Annotated in this window: 15 protein-coding genes; 7 read left to right on the top strand and 8 right to left on the bottom strand. The window is 38.0% G+C overall.

Annotated features, from left to right (window positions below; translation table 11 throughout):
* Position 1: 1 nt before the first annotated feature.
* Positions 2 to 1,207: a type II secretion system inner membrane protein GspF gene (gene gspF, locus I9192_RS01955; protein WP_005034243.1), complete on the bottom strand. Its 1,206-nt coding sequence runs from the start codon at positions 1,205 to 1,207 to the stop codon at positions 2 to 4.
* A 168-nt stretch (positions 1,208 to 1,375) separates the two neighbouring features.
* Here gspF and I9192_RS01950 point away from each other — a divergent pair, with 168 nt between their 5' ends.
* A complete protein-coding gene (locus tag I9192_RS01950; protein ID WP_005034245.1) occupies positions 1,376 to 3,601 on the top strand; it encodes a primosomal protein N' in 2,226 nt (741 codons plus the stop codon).
* Between the two features lie 50 nt (positions 3,602 to 3,651).
* Here the strand turns inward: I9192_RS01950 and I9192_RS22445 are convergent, their stop codons facing one another.
* The 4 genes from I9192_RS22445 to I9192_RS01935 all read right to left on the bottom strand — a co-directional run bounded on the left by I9192_RS22445 (position 3,652) and on the right by I9192_RS01935 (position 8,901).
* Positions 3,652 to 3,780, bottom strand: a complete 129-nt coding sequence (locus tag I9192_RS22445) for a hypothetical protein (protein WP_009587170.1) — start codon at positions 3,778 to 3,780, stop codon at positions 3,652 to 3,654.
* 34 nt (positions 3,781 to 3,814) lie between these two features.
* Complete coding sequence (locus tag I9192_RS22225) at positions 3,815 to 4,111, bottom strand: hypothetical protein (protein WP_227567252.1); 297 nt, start codon at positions 4,109 to 4,111, stop codon at positions 3,815 to 3,817.
* A 273-nt stretch (positions 4,112 to 4,384) separates the two neighbouring features.
* A complete protein-coding gene (locus I9192_RS01940) occupies positions 4,385 to 4,774 on the bottom strand; it encodes a hypothetical protein (RefSeq protein ID WP_005034252.1) in 390 nt (129 codons plus the stop codon).
* Entirely contained in the window at positions 4,774 to 8,901 is a 4,128-nt protein-coding gene (locus I9192_RS01935) for an RHS repeat-associated core domain-containing protein (RefSeq protein ID WP_227567250.1), read from the bottom strand. Before I9192_RS01935 ends, I9192_RS01940 begins: the two co-directional genes overlap by 1 nt.
* Before the next feature lie 573 nt (positions 8,902 to 9,474).
* On the opposite strand from I9192_RS01935, the gene I9192_RS01930 reads away from it, so the two are divergent.
* The 6 genes from I9192_RS01930 to I9192_RS01905 all read left to right on the top strand — a co-directional run bounded on the left by I9192_RS01930 (position 9,475) and on the right by I9192_RS01905 (position 14,930).
* On the top strand, positions 9,475 to 11,370 hold the full coding sequence (locus I9192_RS01930; RefSeq protein WP_005034260.1) for a monovalent cation:proton antiporter-2 (CPA2) family protein: 1,896 nt from the start codon (positions 9,475 to 9,477) through the stop codon (positions 11,368 to 11,370).
* Positions 11,371 to 11,453: 83 nt separating this feature from the next.
* Positions 11,454 to 12,329, top strand: a complete 876-nt coding sequence (gene hslO / locus I9192_RS01925; protein ID WP_004825322.1) for an Hsp33 family molecular chaperone HslO — start codon at positions 11,454 to 11,456, stop codon at positions 12,327 to 12,329.
* 125 nt (positions 12,330 to 12,454) lie between these two features.
* Positions 12,455 to 12,904 (top strand): DUF2147 domain-containing protein, encoded by a 450-nt coding sequence (locus tag I9192_RS01920; protein WP_005034264.1) that lies wholly within the window; start codon positions 12,455 to 12,457, stop codon positions 12,902 to 12,904.
* Between the two features lie 289 nt (positions 12,905 to 13,193).
* The gene (locus I9192_RS01915) at positions 13,194 to 14,162 is read left to right on the top strand and encodes a DnaJ C-terminal domain-containing protein (RefSeq protein WP_005034267.1); all 969 of its coding nucleotides are present in this window, start codon (positions 13,194 to 13,196) and stop codon (positions 14,160 to 14,162) included.
* 40 nt (positions 14,163 to 14,202) lie between these two features.
* Entirely contained in the window at positions 14,203 to 14,541 is a 339-nt protein-coding gene (locus tag I9192_RS01910; protein WP_004825327.1) for a chaperone modulator CbpM, read from the top strand.
* A gap of 119 nt (positions 14,542 to 14,660) precedes the next feature.
* Positions 14,661 to 14,930, top strand: coding sequence for a YdcH family protein (locus tag I9192_RS01905; protein ID WP_004825328.1), 270 nt, complete (start codon positions 14,661 to 14,663; stop codon positions 14,928 to 14,930).
* A 7-nt stretch (positions 14,931 to 14,937) separates the two neighbouring features.
* Here the strand turns inward: I9192_RS01905 and I9192_RS01900 are convergent, their stop codons facing one another.
* The 3 genes from I9192_RS01900 to rpsO form a co-directional block, all read right to left on the bottom strand.
* Entirely contained in the window at positions 14,938 to 16,161 is a 1,224-nt protein-coding gene (locus I9192_RS01900; RefSeq protein WP_005034269.1) for a magnesium transporter CorA family protein, read from the bottom strand.
* 147 nt (positions 16,162 to 16,308) lie between these two features.
* On the bottom strand, positions 16,309 to 18,396 hold the full coding sequence (gene pnp / locus I9192_RS01895; protein WP_171064930.1) for a polyribonucleotide nucleotidyltransferase: 2,088 nt from the start codon (positions 18,394 to 18,396) through the stop codon (positions 16,309 to 16,311).
* 255 nt (positions 18,397 to 18,651) lie between these two features.
* Complete coding sequence (rpsO, locus tag I9192_RS01890) at positions 18,652 to 18,921, bottom strand: 30S ribosomal protein S15 (RefSeq protein ID WP_004725514.1); 270 nt, start codon at positions 18,919 to 18,921, stop codon at positions 18,652 to 18,654.
* Positions 18,922 to 18,923 lie beyond the last annotated feature (2 nt).

The raw sequence follows: 18,923 nt of genomic DNA, 5'->3' as shown, positions 1-18,923 counted from the left end.
CTTAAATCATATTGTTCATATTGACGATTGGCAACATGACAGCAATCACAATCACTAAAACAATACCAGCCATAAATACCAACATTAACGGTTCCAACAAGGCCAATAAAGTTGAAATAAATGAAGATACTTCTCGATCCTGCATATCTGATGCACGACTTAGCATTCGATCTAACTCACCAGAAGCTTCACCGCTTTTAATCATTTGTACCATCATTGGTGGGAAATAACCACAGCGCTCCAATTGCGTTGCCAAATTCCCACCTTCTGTCACTTTTTCTGCAGCAACATTGACTGCATCACGAATGACCCAATTGCTACTCACGGCTGCGCCAATTTTTAAAGCATCGACCAAAGGCACACCTGATTGAGTGAGAATGGACAAGGTACTGGCAAAACGTGCAGCATTTATACCACGAGATAATTTACCAATTAATGGCAGTTTGAGCGTTAAACGATCAAAAGCATAATGCCCTGCCGATGTTCGTAAAAAACGAATCAGTAAGAAGATTCCCACCACACTGGCAACCAAAATAAATGGCCAAGCTTGCCGAATAATTTCACTGGCTTTCATCAAAGCCACCGTAATCCAAGGTAAAGCCTGTTTGCTTTGGTCAAACGTTTTGACGATGTCTGGAACAACATAAGTCATCAAGCCCATAACGATTGCAAAAGACATAAACATGAGAATAATCGGATAGATCATTGCACCTTGAATTTTCTTTTGCATCGCAAAACGGTTTTCCGTGTAGTCTGCAAGTTGGTCTAAAATTAAATCTAAATGCCCTGAACGCTCACCCGCAGCAATTGTCGCAATATATAAATCAGGGAAACGCCCTATTTGTTGCATCGCTTGTGCTAGAGAATGTCCTTCTAAAACTTTGGAACGTACAGAAAGCAAAAGATTTTGCACGTAGACTTTTTCACTTTGTTTGGCAACGGCACGTAAAGCCTCCTCAAGTGGAATTGCAGCAGCAACCAAAACGGAAAGCTGACGTGTCATGAGTGCCAAATCATAGGCTGAAAATTTACGTTGAAACAAACCCGAACTTTTATTTTTGTCTTTTTGTTCAACAGCATCTACGCTTACAGGAATCCATTCTTTATCCCGTAATTGTTGACGAATCTGGCGAGCTGAATCACCTTCTAACACGCCTTTGTGCTGCTTTCCTGAAGCATCAAGCGCAGTAAATTGATATGCTGGCATTGTTATGCTCTAATTTTCCCAAATTTTTTGATTACGCTGTTGCGTCATACCCTATAAATCATTCATATTCATGTCTATCAATGACGGTTACACTCTAACACAAGCCGAATATGGACATGAAACAATTTCATCACAGCCTCACTAAATTAATGAGCCACTGAATTTAAAATGCCGAATACCATTGTTACACCACAAACTATTTATCGTGTTCAAGTTGCTGTTCCAGTGTATTTGAATGACTGTTTTGACTATCAAGTGAGTGCTGAACAGTACGCACAGGCAGAAATCGGTGCACGTGTTGCTGTGTCTTTCGGACGACAAAATCTTGTTGGGGTGATTGTAAAAAAAATTCCGATTGATGAACCTATAGACTCTCATTTTAAACTCAAAGCAATTATTGAACTATTAGATGATCACGCTATTCTAGACAGTAAAGTTTTAAATTTATTGACATGGTCATCGCAATATTACCAATTCCCAATTGGTGAGGTGATTCAAACTGCCCTTCCTACATTACTCCGCCAAGGTAAACCTTATGATTTATTGGCTCGTGTTTGGAAAGTGATAGATTTACATGCTGAAGACAAAGTAAAGCGTTCTGAAAAACAACAAGATGCTTATAAAATTCTAAAATTACATCCAAAAGCAACGCAGGAAAATATCCTAAATCTGAGTGGTATTGAAACAGCAACACTAAAAGTGCTTGAGAAAAAAGCAATTATCCAATTTGCACTTGAACCTCAAAATACTCAACCTGAACCAGTTCAATTGGCTCAGTTGCCACTCACTCCCAATGAAGATCAAAAGAAAGCCATCCAAACGATTTTAAAGGCACTAAAGAAATATCAAGCATTTTTGTTAGATGGTTTAACGGGAAGTGGTAAAACTGAGGTTTATTTACAAGTGATGCACGAAGTACTGAAACAAGGCAAACAAGTGCTTGTTTTAGTCCCTGAAATTGGCTTAACACCACAAACCATCAGCCGTTTTCAGTCACGCTTTCATTGCAATATTGCATTGCTTCACTCCGGTTTAAATGACAGCAAACGTTTACAAGCATGGCAACATGCACAAACAGGTAAAGCCTCTATTATTTTAGGGACTCGCTCTGCAATTTATACACCCTTACCTAATCTCGGTTTAATTATTCTGGATGAAGAGCATGATCTTTCATTTAAACAACAAGAAGGTTTCCGTTATCATGCCCGTGATGTTGCGTTATACCGTGCGCATTTAGAAAATTGTCCAATTATCTTAGGTTCTGCCACACCAAGTATTGAAAGCTATTATTTGGCTCGTCAAGAAAAGCTGACACGTATTGAATTAAATCAACGTGCAGGCGTCGCATTGATGCCGAAAATGCATTTGATTGATTTAAAAGTTGCTAAGAAGCAACATGGCTTAAGTGATGTTTTAATCGGGGAAATTAAAAAGCGTTTAGATAAAAAAGAACAGGTCTTAATCTTTTTAAATCGTCGCGGTTATGCACCTGTATTAATTTGTGAAAGTTGTGGATGGCAAGCCAACTGCCCAAATTGTGATGCACACTTTACCTTACACTTAAAACCTTATCAGCATTTACACTGTCATCATTGTGGGACGATTAATCGCTTGCCTGATGCCTGCCCACAATGCAATCAACAACAATTAAAACCAATCGGCATGGGAACTGCAAAGGTTGAAGAAACCTTAATTGAATTATTCCCCAACTTTCCTGTACTTCGCGTCGATCGGGATTCAACTAGCCGTGTCGGCAGTTGGCAGAAAATCTATGATCAGATTCAAAAAAGTGAACCCACGATTTTGCTTGGGACGCAAATGCTCGCTAAAGGGCATCATTTCCCCTATGTCACTTTGGTTGCAATCTTAGATATAGATGCAGGTTTACTCAGTGTCGACTTTCGAGCAACAGAGCGTACAGCCCAATTGATTATTCAAGTTGCAGGTCGGGCAGGTCGTGGAGAGAACAAAGGAGAAGTCTATTTGCAAACACTTCGACCTGATCATCCTTTATTAAATACTTTGATTCACAATGACTATCGAACCTTTGCCAAGCAAACCTTAAAAGATCGTCAAGCCGCTTTGCTTCCCCCTTTTCGCTATGCCAGTTTGATACGTTGTGAATCTAAACATCAGGAAGAAAATCTAAAGTTTTTGACTGAAATGACGCAATTACTTCGTCAAATGTCGGAACCACATTTAATCGATATTTGGGGACCTATTCCAGCTCCAATGGAGCGGAAAGCAGGTCGTTACCAAGCACATGTGGTATTGCTTTCACAAGATCGAGCAAAAATGCACTTTTATGTGCATCAATGGTGGACCCAATTACTACAGCAAAAACCCTCTACAATGAAAGTAACGATTGATGTTGATCCACAAGAGTTGAGTTGAGTCGCTGTTGTTTGTGTTCGGTATTTTAGAAGTGGTGTAAGTATTCAATATCATTTAAATTTTTCTGGTATTTCAAAACCACCTCTCAGAGCAATTTTGTTTAACTCATCAAGGTAGATACATTCTTGTTTTTCTTTATCCCAACGACCACCTTTATCCAAACAGCGGTCTACCTTCATAAAGTTGCACCCAGTAATCATCAGACAAATAAAGCTAATTATGGATATTTTCATAGCTTTTCTCTTTTAACTTCACATTAAAATATTCCACCCATTTCTCTAACATTTGAATTTCACCTCCAGATACGTTTTTATATTTATGCCTATTTATAAATTCTTTTAAGCTATTTATTAATAATTCAGTATCTTCAATTTTTACATTTTCGTAAAAAATTAAGCTTTGCTCATGATTTCTTGAAATTTTATCACCACAGACAACTAAAATAGCAGTATAAAATTTTACTCTTTGATTACGATCTATAAATTTAATTCTTTTAATTTCATAATCCATCGAAGTCCAAAAATAACTAGGAATTTTCTCATTTGGCATCCTCATGCATACATTGATAACTCTAGATTTTAATAGATTAGACTCCACAAAATTTAATTTATGAAATGTAGAAATCAAATAAATACATCCTATTAAAAGAATACCTATAATTAAAGAAAATAAGAATAATATGTTTTTAGTCAACAATTTCTATTTCTCCATTACAAGTCATCTCTTTATTTAAGGATTACCGCGCTAATAAAAATTTAATAATTTATTTTACCCCAGTCCTCTTCATTCAACATACTTTGAACTTAGCTCTTTACAGACAAAAAAAGCTATTTTTCTTGCCGATATAATAGTTTTATAATTTCGCAAAAAGGTAATTAATTCTGAAGACAAAAAATAGTCAACATCCCATACCTCTTCTTTTTCTTTATCTAGCGGTAGATTGTGTATTAAATTCAAAATCATTCCAGCACTACGAAAATCCGAAGAATGAACTTGTAATAATACCTCTTTTAAACAGAAATCAAGTATTCTACGCGTACTCTCTACAGGAACGAATGAGGAATTATCAATAACATATTGAAGACAATCAACAATATGCTCTTTTGGATTTCCATTTAACAAAACATTTCTACAAGAGATTATGTTTGCGCGAATAGAATAAATAATATCCATTAATATCCTCCTGGTGTGTACATAAGATCTGCTGGTGTTCTGTAATAACCGTATGGTAATTCAACTCTTTCAATCGGTACTTCAAATATTCCCGATCGGTTAGCTCCAATTATTCTATGATGACCATCAAGAATATATAGTTGACCATTATATTTTGTTACAGTAACTGGTACTTTCACACCTTGTTGCCTAATACTTTGCGTTAGCTCTTTTAAATCTTTCCTACTCATTGTTGGACCATGAGTTGGTCTAAGATTAGTAATTTTTTCATATTCATTAACTCGTCTTGGATTAGCGACACCATTTCCACATTGACCTGATGCTTGGGCATTACGTAGGTTTTGGTTTAATTCATTAATATCATTTCGAGTATATCTTGCTGGGCTATAAGTATTACTAATCGTTGGATAGCTAAACGAAGGATCATATCTCCGAATTTGATTTATTAAGGATGCCGCTTGATAGTTAATAAAGGCTGATCCACTAGATGGATTTGGAAGTCTTCGGTTAAGTCCATTTTCATCAATAAAACTAATCGGATTATTTTCTACATAAGCATAGGTATTTAAACCACCCGCCAAGCCAATCGGATCACTCTGAGTATAACGCCCTATACTGGCATCATAGTAACGATTCCAGTTGTACCAAAGCGCACTTTCAACATCAAAATACTGCCCCGGAAAACCTAAGTTAAAGTCCCCAATACTACTGTGAACTACTGCACTGTCATAACTACTGAGTTGTGCTTTCCATACTATAGCTTGATTTACATCTGTAATGATCTCTGGGCGACCTAAATGATCATTATGGATATAGTAAAATTGATTGTTTGTAACGAATCCAATCGGTTGACCACCCAACCAAATATAAATCTTAGACAAACTACCATTTTGCGAACTAGATAGTGGGCTTTCAGCCAATAAGCGACCATCAACCGAATAAATATAATTAATCGTTCCGCCACTGCCAGATTTACGGCTACGGAGATTAAAAACATCATAGTCATAACTTACCGTAGTACCGGTATTGACACTTTTTAAACGGTTAAAGCCATCATAAGTATAGTTAACTGTTCCGCCATAACCAGTTTTCTGGATTAGATTACCAACACTATCATAGCTAAAACTTTTTGCTTCAGCGCCCGTGGTACTACTTAAGCGATTTCCTTGACCTATTACATAATTCGTCACAGCATTGCTATGACCTGTACGACTGATCCGATTGTGATTACTGTCTTGTTGCCATCTTTCAGTGTATTGCACTGAAGAAGCAACATTGAGTTGTCCTAAAGCATCATAGAGATAACTAGTTGTTTTATTACCATCTAAACCATTATTAATTTGAGTCATCCAGTTATTGGCATTATAACGATGAATTAAATTTTGTACGCCTTGTGAGTTTATATTTGTTAAACGGTAGTCTAGATCATAGCTGGTTTGTCGTGACAAACCATTGCCATAAGTCCAGCTTTTAATGCCACCATAGGGTTCATAAGTGACATTATTGACTACTGTTTGTGTGGATGAACCTGTCTTAAATTTAACCGCACTCACTCGATTTAATTGGTCATACTCGTAAATGACTTTGTTGTTGTCATTTTCACGGCTTTCACCAATCAAATTGCCGAGATTGTCATAGCTCCAATAGGTTGAATAAGTAACGCCAGCGATTGTTTTGATTTCTACCGCAAGCTGACTGTCTTTGGTATATCCATAACCTGTGGAAGTCACTCCATCTGCTGTTGCACACAATTGTCCAATACCATTAGTACAATTGTCATAAACCCAAGTTTGAACTTGATTGCCTGATTGTGCCTTTATACGACGATTTAAAGCATCATAGCTATACGTTGTAATAACATTATTTGCTCGTGTTAAACGAATTAAATTACCATCATTATCATATTGATATTGGGTCACTCCTGTATCAGGACTGTTTGTTGATAACAGTTGACCAAACCCATCATAAGCATATGTCGTTATATTCCCTTTAGCATCTTTGATATTAGTTAATTGTCCAAAAGCATCATAGGAATAAGTAACAGATGAGCCATCACTACGAGATTCTCGACTAATATTGCCTTGTGAATCATAAGAATATGACGTTATATTGCCCAAAGAGTCTGTTTGTTTGATGACATTTCCATTTGCATCATATTCATAACGTTGGTTTTGCCCATTGTTACCGAGATCCGCAGTGGTCCAACCAAGTTGATTATGTTGATTGGCTTTGGAGTAACGAACCGAACCGCTTTCTTTATAGCGAACGCTCAACAGTTGCCCAAGATTTGAATACTGGTATTCTTGGCTATTTAAAACCTCGCGTCCCCGACCATGAGTAATTTGAGAAACTGTGCCATTATTATTGTAATAGATAGATTCTCTCACGCCATTACGGTCAATCTGCGTGGCACCAAATGGTCCATATTCAAATATTTGAGTCCGAATCTGATTCTGATCAAGTATTTGTGTAATTTGAGTCGTTTGACCACGAGCATTGTAACGATAGTTTTCGATCAAACCATTTGGATAGGTAATTTTACCGACCAATCCTAAGCCATTATAATTTGAATAATATGTTACATGCCCTAATGCATTGGTGTTTTGAATCAAATTCCCTTCAGAATCATATTGATAAATTGTATTTTTACCATTACTGTTGATCACAACAGCACTCAACATTCCATTGCTGTGTAAACTATAGCCATAGCCCGTTGCACGACAATTGACTGTCCCTGTTTTATTACAGATGTTCTGACTTTTAAGTCGATAACTCGCAGATTCATTCACACCATAGTAGCTATATACTTCATCCCGAATTAAACGATTAGAACCATCCAATATTTGGATTTGAGTAATTAAATTTGTTCGTTCAAGATAGCTATAATTTCTGATTTGAGCATTGGCAAGGTTATTGTTCTGGATACCTGATATTTCTTGTGTAATTCGTCCAAAACCATCACGCTGATAGCGTGTTTCTATACCCTTCCAGTCTTTTTTGGAAATCACATACCCATTGTCATCATAGGTGGTGGTTGCACTGCTATTTGGACAATTATTGACCCCACTTCTTTCTATTTTTGCGAGTTTATTTTTTTGATTATTGGTATAAATATACTTAAATACAGCACCTAAAGGATTTGTCACTGTTGTATAATTATCGGCAAAAACCAAGTTATCAACTTGTGTACCATCACTACGACCACTTTGAATCGCTTTATTTCCATTAAAAGAATAACTATTGTAACGGGTACCGTTTACAGAGATCCCACTCAGTACCTGACTACCTGCACCATTCTCTCCATAATGGTATGCTCGCGAACCTAAACTATTTGGATAAGTGACAGAAACAAGATATGGGATTTTTATTTTGGTGAATCCAATTCTTTTAGAGTATCTATATCTATAATCGTAATTATAAAGATAAATATTCCCTGATGGATCTGTCACTGAGCCCAACATACCATCTTGATTCCATGTTAAAACCACCGTTTTCCCATTGGTATGTGTCACTTTAATTAATCTTTGCTTTTCATCATAAGAAAGTACCCAGCCAATATTATGAGCATTCTTTTTACGAAGTAGCCGTCCATCTAGTGTGTAGGTTTCAACACCACCATCGGGTAAAATAACATTGGTTTCTGTACGAGTTCCCTGAAGCAGCATCAACTCATTGAAGTAGTAATTTTCACCGTTTGGTAATTTTCGAATTTTTCTTCCTTGAGCATCATTGGCTAAACGATAGTCAAAATTGTGCCGCCACTTACCATTGGCTGAGAAGTTCGCAGAACCACTCGCAAAAGAATCATAATATCGAACAAAGGCTAATGGCATTTCACCAGAGCCTAGAAAGTCCTGCTCTTGTTGGATCTTTTTTCCATTTGCAATCACGATAGGATTAGCAGTAGTGTCTGTAGAACACTCCGTTTGTGTTGAATTGGGAAAAATAACCTCACGATCACCAGAACCCGAATTTCCCCCACCGCTACCGCCACTCCAAGGGTAATAAATTCCACTAGGAAATGGATCGGGTTTTGTCGCTGTGACGGTTATTGTCGGCAATGACCCTATGCCACTATTCCCACCGTAAATACACTCATTGTATTCCTCTTCCGAGTCCGAACCCATTCTGCATTCTAACGTTGACACAGCAAACGTTTTAATTGGAAAAAAAATTAAAAAAATCAAAGATACGAATATTTTCATTGTTATTCTCTATAAGTTCGAGTTATAGGACACGCTAACACAACCAATTCAGTAATAATAATCATTATCAATTGTATTTTTTAATTACTTTCTGATTTTATTAAGTCTTTCTAAATAACGGTTGGTTGAAAATTCTTATTAAAAATCCAAGTATTAAAAGCCAAAATTTATAAAAATAAAGTAAAAAAATTAAAATTCATCCCTAATAATCCACCCTATCGTAGACATCTTACAAAAGTCAAAAATATCATATGTTATTAATAATATTGATCTTGATGGTAACCTCACACATCGATAAAAGGCTAGGTTTAGAAGTATTTAGATGATTTTTGCTTTAAAAAGCACGTTAAAAAAATCCATTATTTTAAGGCTTTAAATTTAAAGAAATTATTTACTTTTATTCTACTCACAAGCAATTTCTCAATAAATATCTCCAAGTCAGTCACAAAATCAAGCTACAATTTCCTGAGAAAGAAAAGAATGTAAGGCACGTGAATGTCATTGTTACTCCAAATCACCATTTTTCTTGGTGCAGCTTTAATCCTTGTTCCCCTCGGGAAAAAACTGGGCATTGCGACAGTGCTCGGTTATCTCTTTACAGGAATATTGCTTGGTCCAAGTGCGCTGAATATTGCCAATGACCCGGAAGAAATTATGCATCTCGCTGAGTTTGGCGTGATTCTGTTAATGTTTCTAATTGGCTTGGAACTTCGCCCACAACGTTTGTGGGAAATGCGTCAGTCGATTTTTGTCATGGGGAGTTTACAAGTCGTTGTGACCGGCGTGGTACTGATGGGTACGCTCTTTTTACTGTTTCAACAATCACTGCCCGCAAGCTTTGTCATCGGCTTTGCTTTAGCATTGTCATCAACTGCTTTCGTTTTACAGCTTTTGGAAGAAAAACAACAACTCAACACCACCCACGGTCAACAGTCTTTCTCTATTTTACTTTTTCAGGATATTGCCGCAATTCCCTTACTTGCTATCATTCCGCTTTTAGCAGGCAGTGAATCTAGCCATCACGGTGTCGCTTACTTTGCTGCGATTGTCGCGACATTTACAGGTTTATTTCTTTTTAGTCGTTATGTCATGCGTCCCTTTTTCCGCTTTGTGGCAAAAAGTGGTGCTACAGAACTCATCACCGCAGTGGGATTATTTATCGTTCTGGGTGTGGTTTTATTGATGGATACACTGGGCATCAGCACGACATTAGGTGCATTTTTAACAGGTGTATTGCTAGCAGACTCAGAGTTTCGTCATGAACTAGAAGCCAGCATTGCGCCATTTAAAGGATTATTACTCGGTCTCTTCTTTATGACTGTGGGTATGACCACACAAATCTCATTAGTCATAGACATGCCGCTCCTGATCGTCGGTGGGGCGATTGGTTTAGTCCTGATTAAACTGCTGACCATGCTAGCGATTGCACGCTATAAAAAAATGACTTGGACCAACAGCTTGATGGTTGCAAGCTGTTTGGCTCAAGGTGGTGAATTTGCATTTGTGGTTTTGAATGTCGCCAAGAGTGAAAAAGTGTTGACTGAAGCAATTTTGGAACCGATCACCTTGATTGTGACTTTGTCCATGATCTTCACCCCTGTTGTATTTTGGTTGGTCAGCAGTTGGCTTTTACCCTTAATCAATAAAAATACAGCACCTAAATACGATGACATTCCCAATGAACATCCTGCTTTAATTATTGCTGGATTTGGTCGTGTCGGACAAATCGTTGCACGTTTAGCACGTATTCGCCATTTTCCATTTACTGCAATTGACAACAATCTGCAGCAAATTGACTTTGTTCGCCGTTATGGCGGTACTTTATATTATGGTGATGTCACACAACCCGATTTATTACGTTCAGCAGGAATAGAACAAGCCAAAGTTTTTGTTTTGGCGATTGACGATGTTGAGGACTCCATGAATGTTTCTCGCCATATTTTACTTAATTACCCCAACCTGACATTATTGGTACGTGCTCGTGATCGCTATCATATGCATTTACTGCGTGATGTGGGGGTAAAACATATTTGGCGCGAAACCTATTTAACCTCATTGGGTATGGGTTATCGAACACTCTGTGAACTGGGCATGAGCAAAGAAGAAGCTTATAAAAGTGTTGAGTTGTTTAGAAACTATGATGAAGAACTGTTAGCACGCCAACAGCGCATTTATACGGATGAGCAAAAAGTTTTTGAAAGTTACCGTGATTTTATTTCTGAACTTGAGCATCTATTTGAAAGTGATGCCCAAGTAGAACATCAAAATCTGGAGAAATACAAAGATATGCCAGATCTGGATGAATCAGGTCTAGAACGTCCTGTGGCTCAATCCGAAAATGCATCAACCCAATATGATCGTATCAATATTGCCCGTGATGACGAAAATTAACTTTAAGAAGCATAGTTTTTAGGGTGAAATGAACTTGTGATTTATAATATCGTCACCATCTAAACAGGGATTTGGAGAATTTTATGTCTGATTTACGTCAACGTTTTTATATTGAAGATAGCCCTGTGCGTGGTGAGATTGTGCATTTAGATACTGCACTACAAACCATTTTGTCACAACGTAATTATGCGCCTGCTGTGCGTATCTTACTTGGTGAAATGTTGAGTGCTACCGCATTATTGGCAAGTACATTAAAAATAAAAGGACGTATTAGCTTACAAATTCAAGCCCAAGGTACATTTAAATGGGCGATGGCTGAGTGCAATCATTTAGGTGATGTACGTGCGCTTGCAGATTATGAAGAAGATCCACACTTTATGTTGAGTGAAGACAGCAGCACTGTACTCAGCACGCTACAACAACCTGTTTTATTTATTAACATTGAACCTGAAATGGGTGAACGTTATCAAGGAATTGTACCACTTGATCAACCTACCCTTGCGGGTTGCTTAATGCAGTACTATGACCTTTCTGCACAAATTCCAACACGCATTGTTTTAGCGAGCACCCACCACAATGCGGGGGGACTACTGATTCAGTTATTACCACGTAATAATGAAGAAGAACAACAGCGTGTAGATGAAGATTTGTGGCCACGTTTGATTATGTTGACCCAAACTCTCAAACCTGAAGAGTTAACCGACTTGACTGCGCAAGAAATTCTGTATCGTTTATACAATGAAGAAGAAGTTCGCTTGCCTGATGTTGAACAACTTCAATTTAACTGCACTTGTTCACGTGATAAATGTAAAAATGCATTGATTCAAATTGGCTTAGATGCAGTGAAGGAAACTTTGGAAATCCAAAATCCAATCGAAATGGATTGCCAATTCTGCAATAAAAAATATCAGTTCACAGCAAAAGAAGCATTAAATCTCTTTGGTGAACATTTAAGTTAATTGATCGACATTTTAGTGATTTATATTTAAGTTTCCAACCCTTTAACATATTGATTTTAATTTAAAAAAGAGCAAACTAATTTGCTCTTTTTTTATTCTATTTCAATTCATCACAAGGATGTCCAATGAAAATAAAAGCACTTGTTATGTTCAGTTTCCTGTTGTTTACAGGTTTGACACAAGCAGCAGATCTTGCAGGTAAATGGAAGGCGATTGATGACAAAACTGGCTATTCCAGAGCAGATGTTGAAATCAGTAAAAATCCAAATGGGACTTATAGCGGTAAAATTTATAATACCCGCCCCCTGCCCAATAGCCCTTTAGTGGGATATTGCCATAAATGCAAAGGTAATCTTAAAGACGCCCCAATCGTTGGCTTGAAAATTATTGATGACTTTAAACAAAGTCCAGATAATCCTAGTGAATATGTTTCAGGACATGTTTTAGACCCATTATCTGGCAATGTCTATTCGGGTAAAATTAAAATTAATCCTAAAGGCAACCGATTAACACTCCGTGGATATATTGGAATTTCCTTATTGGGTCGATCTCAAACTTGGGTCAGAATTGAATAATTGTGGTTAATTATAAAAAAAGCGCTTTGGCGCTTTTTTTATAATATTTTTGATGTGAGTTCACAGGATTCATCTTTTTGGATACATTTATTTTTCAATGAATATTACATGATACAAAGCCGTCATCATGGCTTATACCCTTTTTTATATTAATGCATTTTGACTCACGATGATGCCAATATGACTCAAAAATAAGTTTTGAAACAATAACCACACTAAGTTACTCTTCCATCTGCCTAAAAAAAGGCATAAAAATAGAATAAAGTTAAACAAAATAATGACCTGAACTATGGCAAAAAACTATTACGAAGATTTAGGTGTTTCTCGAACTGCGACACCAAATGAGATAAAAAAGGCATATCGAAAATTAGCGCGCAAATACCACCCTGACGTGAGTAAAGAGGCAGATGCCGAAGTCAAAATGCAAGCAATCAATGTGGCTTACGACACCCTAAGCAATGAAGAAAAGAAAAAACAATATGATTTTGAGTTAGACAACCCTTATGCAAATGCAAGTGGCTTCGGTGGGCAATCTTCAGGGCAAGGTGGTTTTGATGGTAGCCAGTTCCATCGCAGTTATAGTCAAGGTGGTGGCGAAGACTTTAGTGGCTTTGAAGACCTATTTGGTCGCTTTGGCAGTGGTTTTGGTGGTGGGCGCTCACAAGATTTTGGACAAAGAGGGTCTCAACAGCAACGCAGTTATCGAGGTGAGGATCAACATGCCAGTATTCAAATTCCTGTAAATATTGGTTATGAAGGTGCAACACAAAGCATTACCTTGCAAATTCCCACTTACAATGCTTATGGTGAGCCTGAAGTACAGCGAAAAACATTGCAAGTTAAAATCCCAAAAGGCATGAAAGAAGGACAGCAAATTCGTCTGTCCAAACAAGGGCAAGCGGGTATCAATGGGGGTGAAAATGGTGATCTGTATATTGAAATTCAATATCAAGACACTGACCGCATTCGCGTTGAAGGCGCTGACGTTTACTACACAGTTGATGTCACACCTTGGGAAGCAGCGCTTGGTCAAAGTATTGAAATCGACACCCCTGCTGGTAAAGTCAAAGTCACTGTTCCTAAAAATGCCAAAAACGATCAACAGTTACGCCTAAAAGACAAAGGCATACCCAATAAGACACCCGGGCATCTTTATTTGGTGATCAATATTGTTTATCCCAAAGTCACCACAGACCAACAGCAAAAAGCATATCAAGATTTTGCAGATGCTTTTAATGACTTTCACCCACGTTCATAATTTTTATAGATGCATATAGCGATGCTAAAGGAGAGCAATCATGACAACCATTCAATATCGTGAAATTGTCTATGACGGTTTCCATGATGCGGAAATCGTAGATGAAAACATAAATTTAGATCTCAAACATTTTGCTGAAGCATGCGGTCAAAGCCCTGAATGGATTTTGCAATTATTGGAATATGAGATTTTACCTGCACGCCCAGAAAATCGTATCCATCAATTTTTTGGAGAAGATATTTCACGAGCACGTCGAGCCTACCGCTTGCAACGTGACTTTGAAGCCAGTCTATCTGCTGTCGCGATGATGATGGATTTACTTGACGAGGTTCAACAATTACGCAAACAAGTCAAACACCTTCACCTCCATGTTCATTAATTCATTTCAAAATGTTAATGCCTAGTGACAGGTTAATATTTAACCTGTCATGATGCAGAACTTGTCTTTCCGTTTTTGTTTGATTGTTAGAATTTTTATGCAAGAGGTTATAGGCGCTAATGAATTCGAAAGTAATGAATAAAAAGTTGAAACACATGTTCCCAGAATATCGTGATCTCATGTGTATGCTAAAACAAGAAGATCCGCATTTTGCCAAGCTTTTAATTGATCATGATGAACTGGATCGTGAAATCAGTCATCTTGAACTTGATCCCCTCAATCATATTCATGAAAATATTGAGCAACTTAAACGTAAAAAATTGAGATTAAAAGATCAACTCTATTTGATTTTACAAAAAACAGCTCATATCAATCCTCAACCAGAATAATATTTAATTATTTCAGTTTTGTGATTTTTTCAACTTCCTTCATGGTTTGTTTGATCGGCTCATAATCCAAAAACCAGAGTAAATTCACGTGTTGATTTTTATGTTGTTGTGCCAACATATCAATCACACTTCTTTCACCACGTCCAACCAAATGACGGCGGTAAAAGTAGATTAATAAGCCGATCGTACATGCCAGCATCACCCCAAGCATAATCCAAAATCCCATGGGACTACGCAAACCTGGTATAAATTCAAAATTCATTCCATAAACACCCGTTAACAAGGTGAGTGGTGCAAATACCGCAGTAATAATGGCAAGTATTCGCATGTTTTCATTGGTTTGATTGGCGATTGCTGAAAAATGTAAATCAATTGCTGTTTGAATGGCTGTGCTCAATCTCACCGTATACTTTTGGATACGCTCGACATGACTCACCAAATCATCGACCCGAACCAAAATAATATCTTGCTTTTCACTATGCTTTTTACCCTTTAAATGGGCATAGTTTTCAACAATTTCATCTCGAAGTTCCTGTAAAGAATCAATTTGTTCTTCACATAGGTTTTCGATTTGTTGAAACACCATATTCTCTTGAAATAGCTGATGCCATTTTGAAAAGCGACGATTGCCTTGCAAAAGTTCTTGTTGCCAAAACTCCACACGGCGTGAAAGCGGATTGCGCAAATCTAGATAGCCATCAATCATACTATTTAATAAACGTAACGCTAAATCTAAGGGTGTTCTCGGGAGTTTGCGTGGTTTGTTTTGCTCTTCTAAATCCTTATTCATGATGTTCAGGATACGAGCTAAATAGCTTTCAAAGGCATGATTGCCCTGCTCACGTACGGTGATTAAAGCTTGAGGGGTAATAATAAAACTGACTGGAGATGTCGCTAAACCAAAAACACGATCATGTTGTTCTAATGCCGTGTCACCACTACTGATCTGATCATCTGGAGTAATCAGTTTCCGAAAAATTAATAAATCATAATCTTCCATCGTATCAAAGGCACATGGGTGTTCGATGTTTAAAATATCTCGAATATGATATTCATTGAGATGAACGTCCGTATCATTATGAATTTCTTTTTGCCATTGCTCCGCACGATTAACTACATCTTCACGCGTACAATCCACCCAAACGAACTGTTGTTCTGCATCGAGCACAGGTTGTTTCTGTATACAAGTATAAGGTTCATCAGGATGCTGAAAAAAATAGAAACTTTGCATATTCACAGTAATTATTGATCTTTCTTGCTATGCATCATGCCATAAAAAAAGCCCTGAGCAAGCCAAAGTTGTTACTTTGGCAAAACTCAAGGCGGGCTTTTTTTATTAGACTTTAAACAAACTAAAAAGGTCTAAAGCCTAGCAAGCTTATGCTTGGTCTACATCTTTCATCGTTAATTTAATACGACCACGGTTGTCTACATCAGCAACTTGAACTTTAACATCTTGACCTTCAGCCAAAATATCTGTCACGTTTGCAACACGTTCATTTGAAATTTGTGAGATGTGAAGTAAACCATCTGTACCCGGCATAATGTTTACAAATGCACCGAATTCAACAATACGAATCACTTTACCTGGGTAGATTTTACCTGGTTCAACTTCTGCTGTAAGTGCTTGGATTTTTGCAATCGCTGCTTGAGCTGCTGCTTTAGTTTCACCAAATACACGTACTGTGCCGTTGTCTTCGATATCAATTGCCGCTTTAGTTTCTTCAGTGATTTGACGAATTGTCGCACCACCTTTACCAATCACATCACGGATCTTATCAGGGTTGATGTTGATCACTTGGAATGTTGGCGCATGCATTGAAATTTCAGGGCGAGCACGTGAAATCACTTGGTTCATTGCGTTAAGAATATGCATACGACCTGCATATGCTTGATTCAACGCAACTTCCATAATTTCTTCTGTGATTCCTTCGATTTTGATGTCCATTTGAAGTGCAGTAATACCGTTTGCAGAACCTGCGACTTTAAAGTCCATATCACCTAAGTGGTCTTCATCACCTAAGATGTCAGAAAGCACAGCAAAACGCTCACCTTCTTTTACGAGACCCATTGCAATACCAGCAACTGGCGCTTTAAGCGGAACACCTGCATCCATAAGTGACAATGATGCACCACATACAGAAGCCATTGAAGATGAACCATTTGATTCAGTAATGTCAGACACGATACGAATCACATACGGGAAGCGATCAGCGGGTGGAAGTACCGCTTGAACACCACGGCGAGCCAAACGACCATGACCAATTTCACGGCGTTTAGGACCAGATTCACGACCTGTCTCACCCACAGAGTATGCAGGGAAGTTATAGTGCAACATGAAGTTGTCAGTTTTTGTACCCGCTAAAGTATCAACCATCAATGCATCACGTGTATTACCTAAAGTCGTTGTAACCAACGCCTGAGTTTCACCACGCGTAAACAATGCTGAACCATGAGCACGATCCAATACACCCACTTGTACGTCTAATGCGCGAACAGTTTTGGTATCACGACCGTCAATACGTGGTTTACCTGAAAGGATGTTGTCACGCACTGTACGGTATTTTAAATCTTCAAAGAGTTCATTTAAGTCGTCAGCGATACCATCAACATCTTCTTCTGGAACAAACTGCGCAACAGCCTCAGCTTGTAAAGCATCTAATGCAGCATAACGGTCATGTTTAACCGCAATGGTATATGCTTCAGAGATTTTCGCTTCAAATGCGTCTTTTAATTTTGCACGAAGGTCTTCGTTTTTAACTGGAGCAGTCCAAGTTGACTCTGTTGCACCAGCGGCAGCAGCAAATTCTTTAATCGCTTGGATCGCAATTTGCATTTCATCATGACCGAAAAGCACAGCACCCAACATTTGGTCTTCTGAAAGCTCTTTCGCTTCAGACTCAACCATCAATACCGCAGATTCTGTACCTGCAACAACAAGATCAAGATCAGATTGAGCAAGCTGTTCTAAATTTGGGTTAAGAACATATTCACCGTTGATTAAACCAACACGCGCACCACCGATTGGACCACGGAAAGGTGTGCCAGCGATAGCTAAAGCTGCTGAAGTACCCAACATTGCAGCGATATCCGCTTCCATTGTTTTATCAGAAGAAACAACTGTAGCAGTCACTTGGATTTCGTTATAGTAACCTTCAGGGAACAATGGACGAATTGGACGGTCAATAAGACGAGAAATTAAAGTTTCTGACTCTGAAGCACGACCTTCACGCTTACCATATCCACCTGGGATACGACCTGCAGCATATTGTTTTTCTTGATAGTTTACTGTAAGTGGAAAAAAGTCTTGTCCTGCTTTAGCAGTAGGTTGTGCAACGACAGCTACAAGAACAGTTACACCACCCATAGTGATCAATACAGTGTTTGCTTGACGAGCAACGCGACCTGTTTCTAATACAACTTGATGTTGACCATATTGAAATTCTTTACGAATAACATTAAACATTGACATGTATTTTTGTTTCCTAATTTTATTCTAGTGGAGACCCCTAAGGTTTGGCATTCATATCTGTTACATAAATGACAAAGCTTAGAAGCCGACCTCACTAGACAATAAATCTTTATTTAGACTAATTTTAAACACGAAGAAGGAGCGAATATTCGCCCCTTCCCTTTTATCCAGTAAATACTGGATAGACTTTAGTTTTCATCAATACAGCATTCTGCATGCAATAATCCGAAAATAAAAGTTTAAATCGAATTAACGACGTAAACCTAAAGCAGCAATCAAATCGCTATAACGAGTAGCATCTTTACCTTTAAGGTAGTCAAGAAGCTTACGACGTTGGTTAACCATACGGATCAAACCACGACGGCTATGATGGTCGTGTTTGTGTTCTTTGAAGTGACCTTGCAAATCATTGATTTGAGCAGTCAATAAAGCAACTTGTACTTCTGGTGAACCAGTGTCATTTTCAGCACGAGCGAATTTTGCAACGATCTCTGCGCGATCTGCGTTTGTTAAAGCCATTC

This window comes from Acinetobacter bereziniae, assembly GCF_016576965.1.
Taxonomy (GTDB): domain Bacteria; phylum Pseudomonadota; class Gammaproteobacteria; order Pseudomonadales; family Moraxellaceae; genus Acinetobacter; species Acinetobacter bereziniae.
Note: the sequence above shows the minus strand (reverse complement) of the source record. Positions and strands in the feature narration are given on the sequence as shown.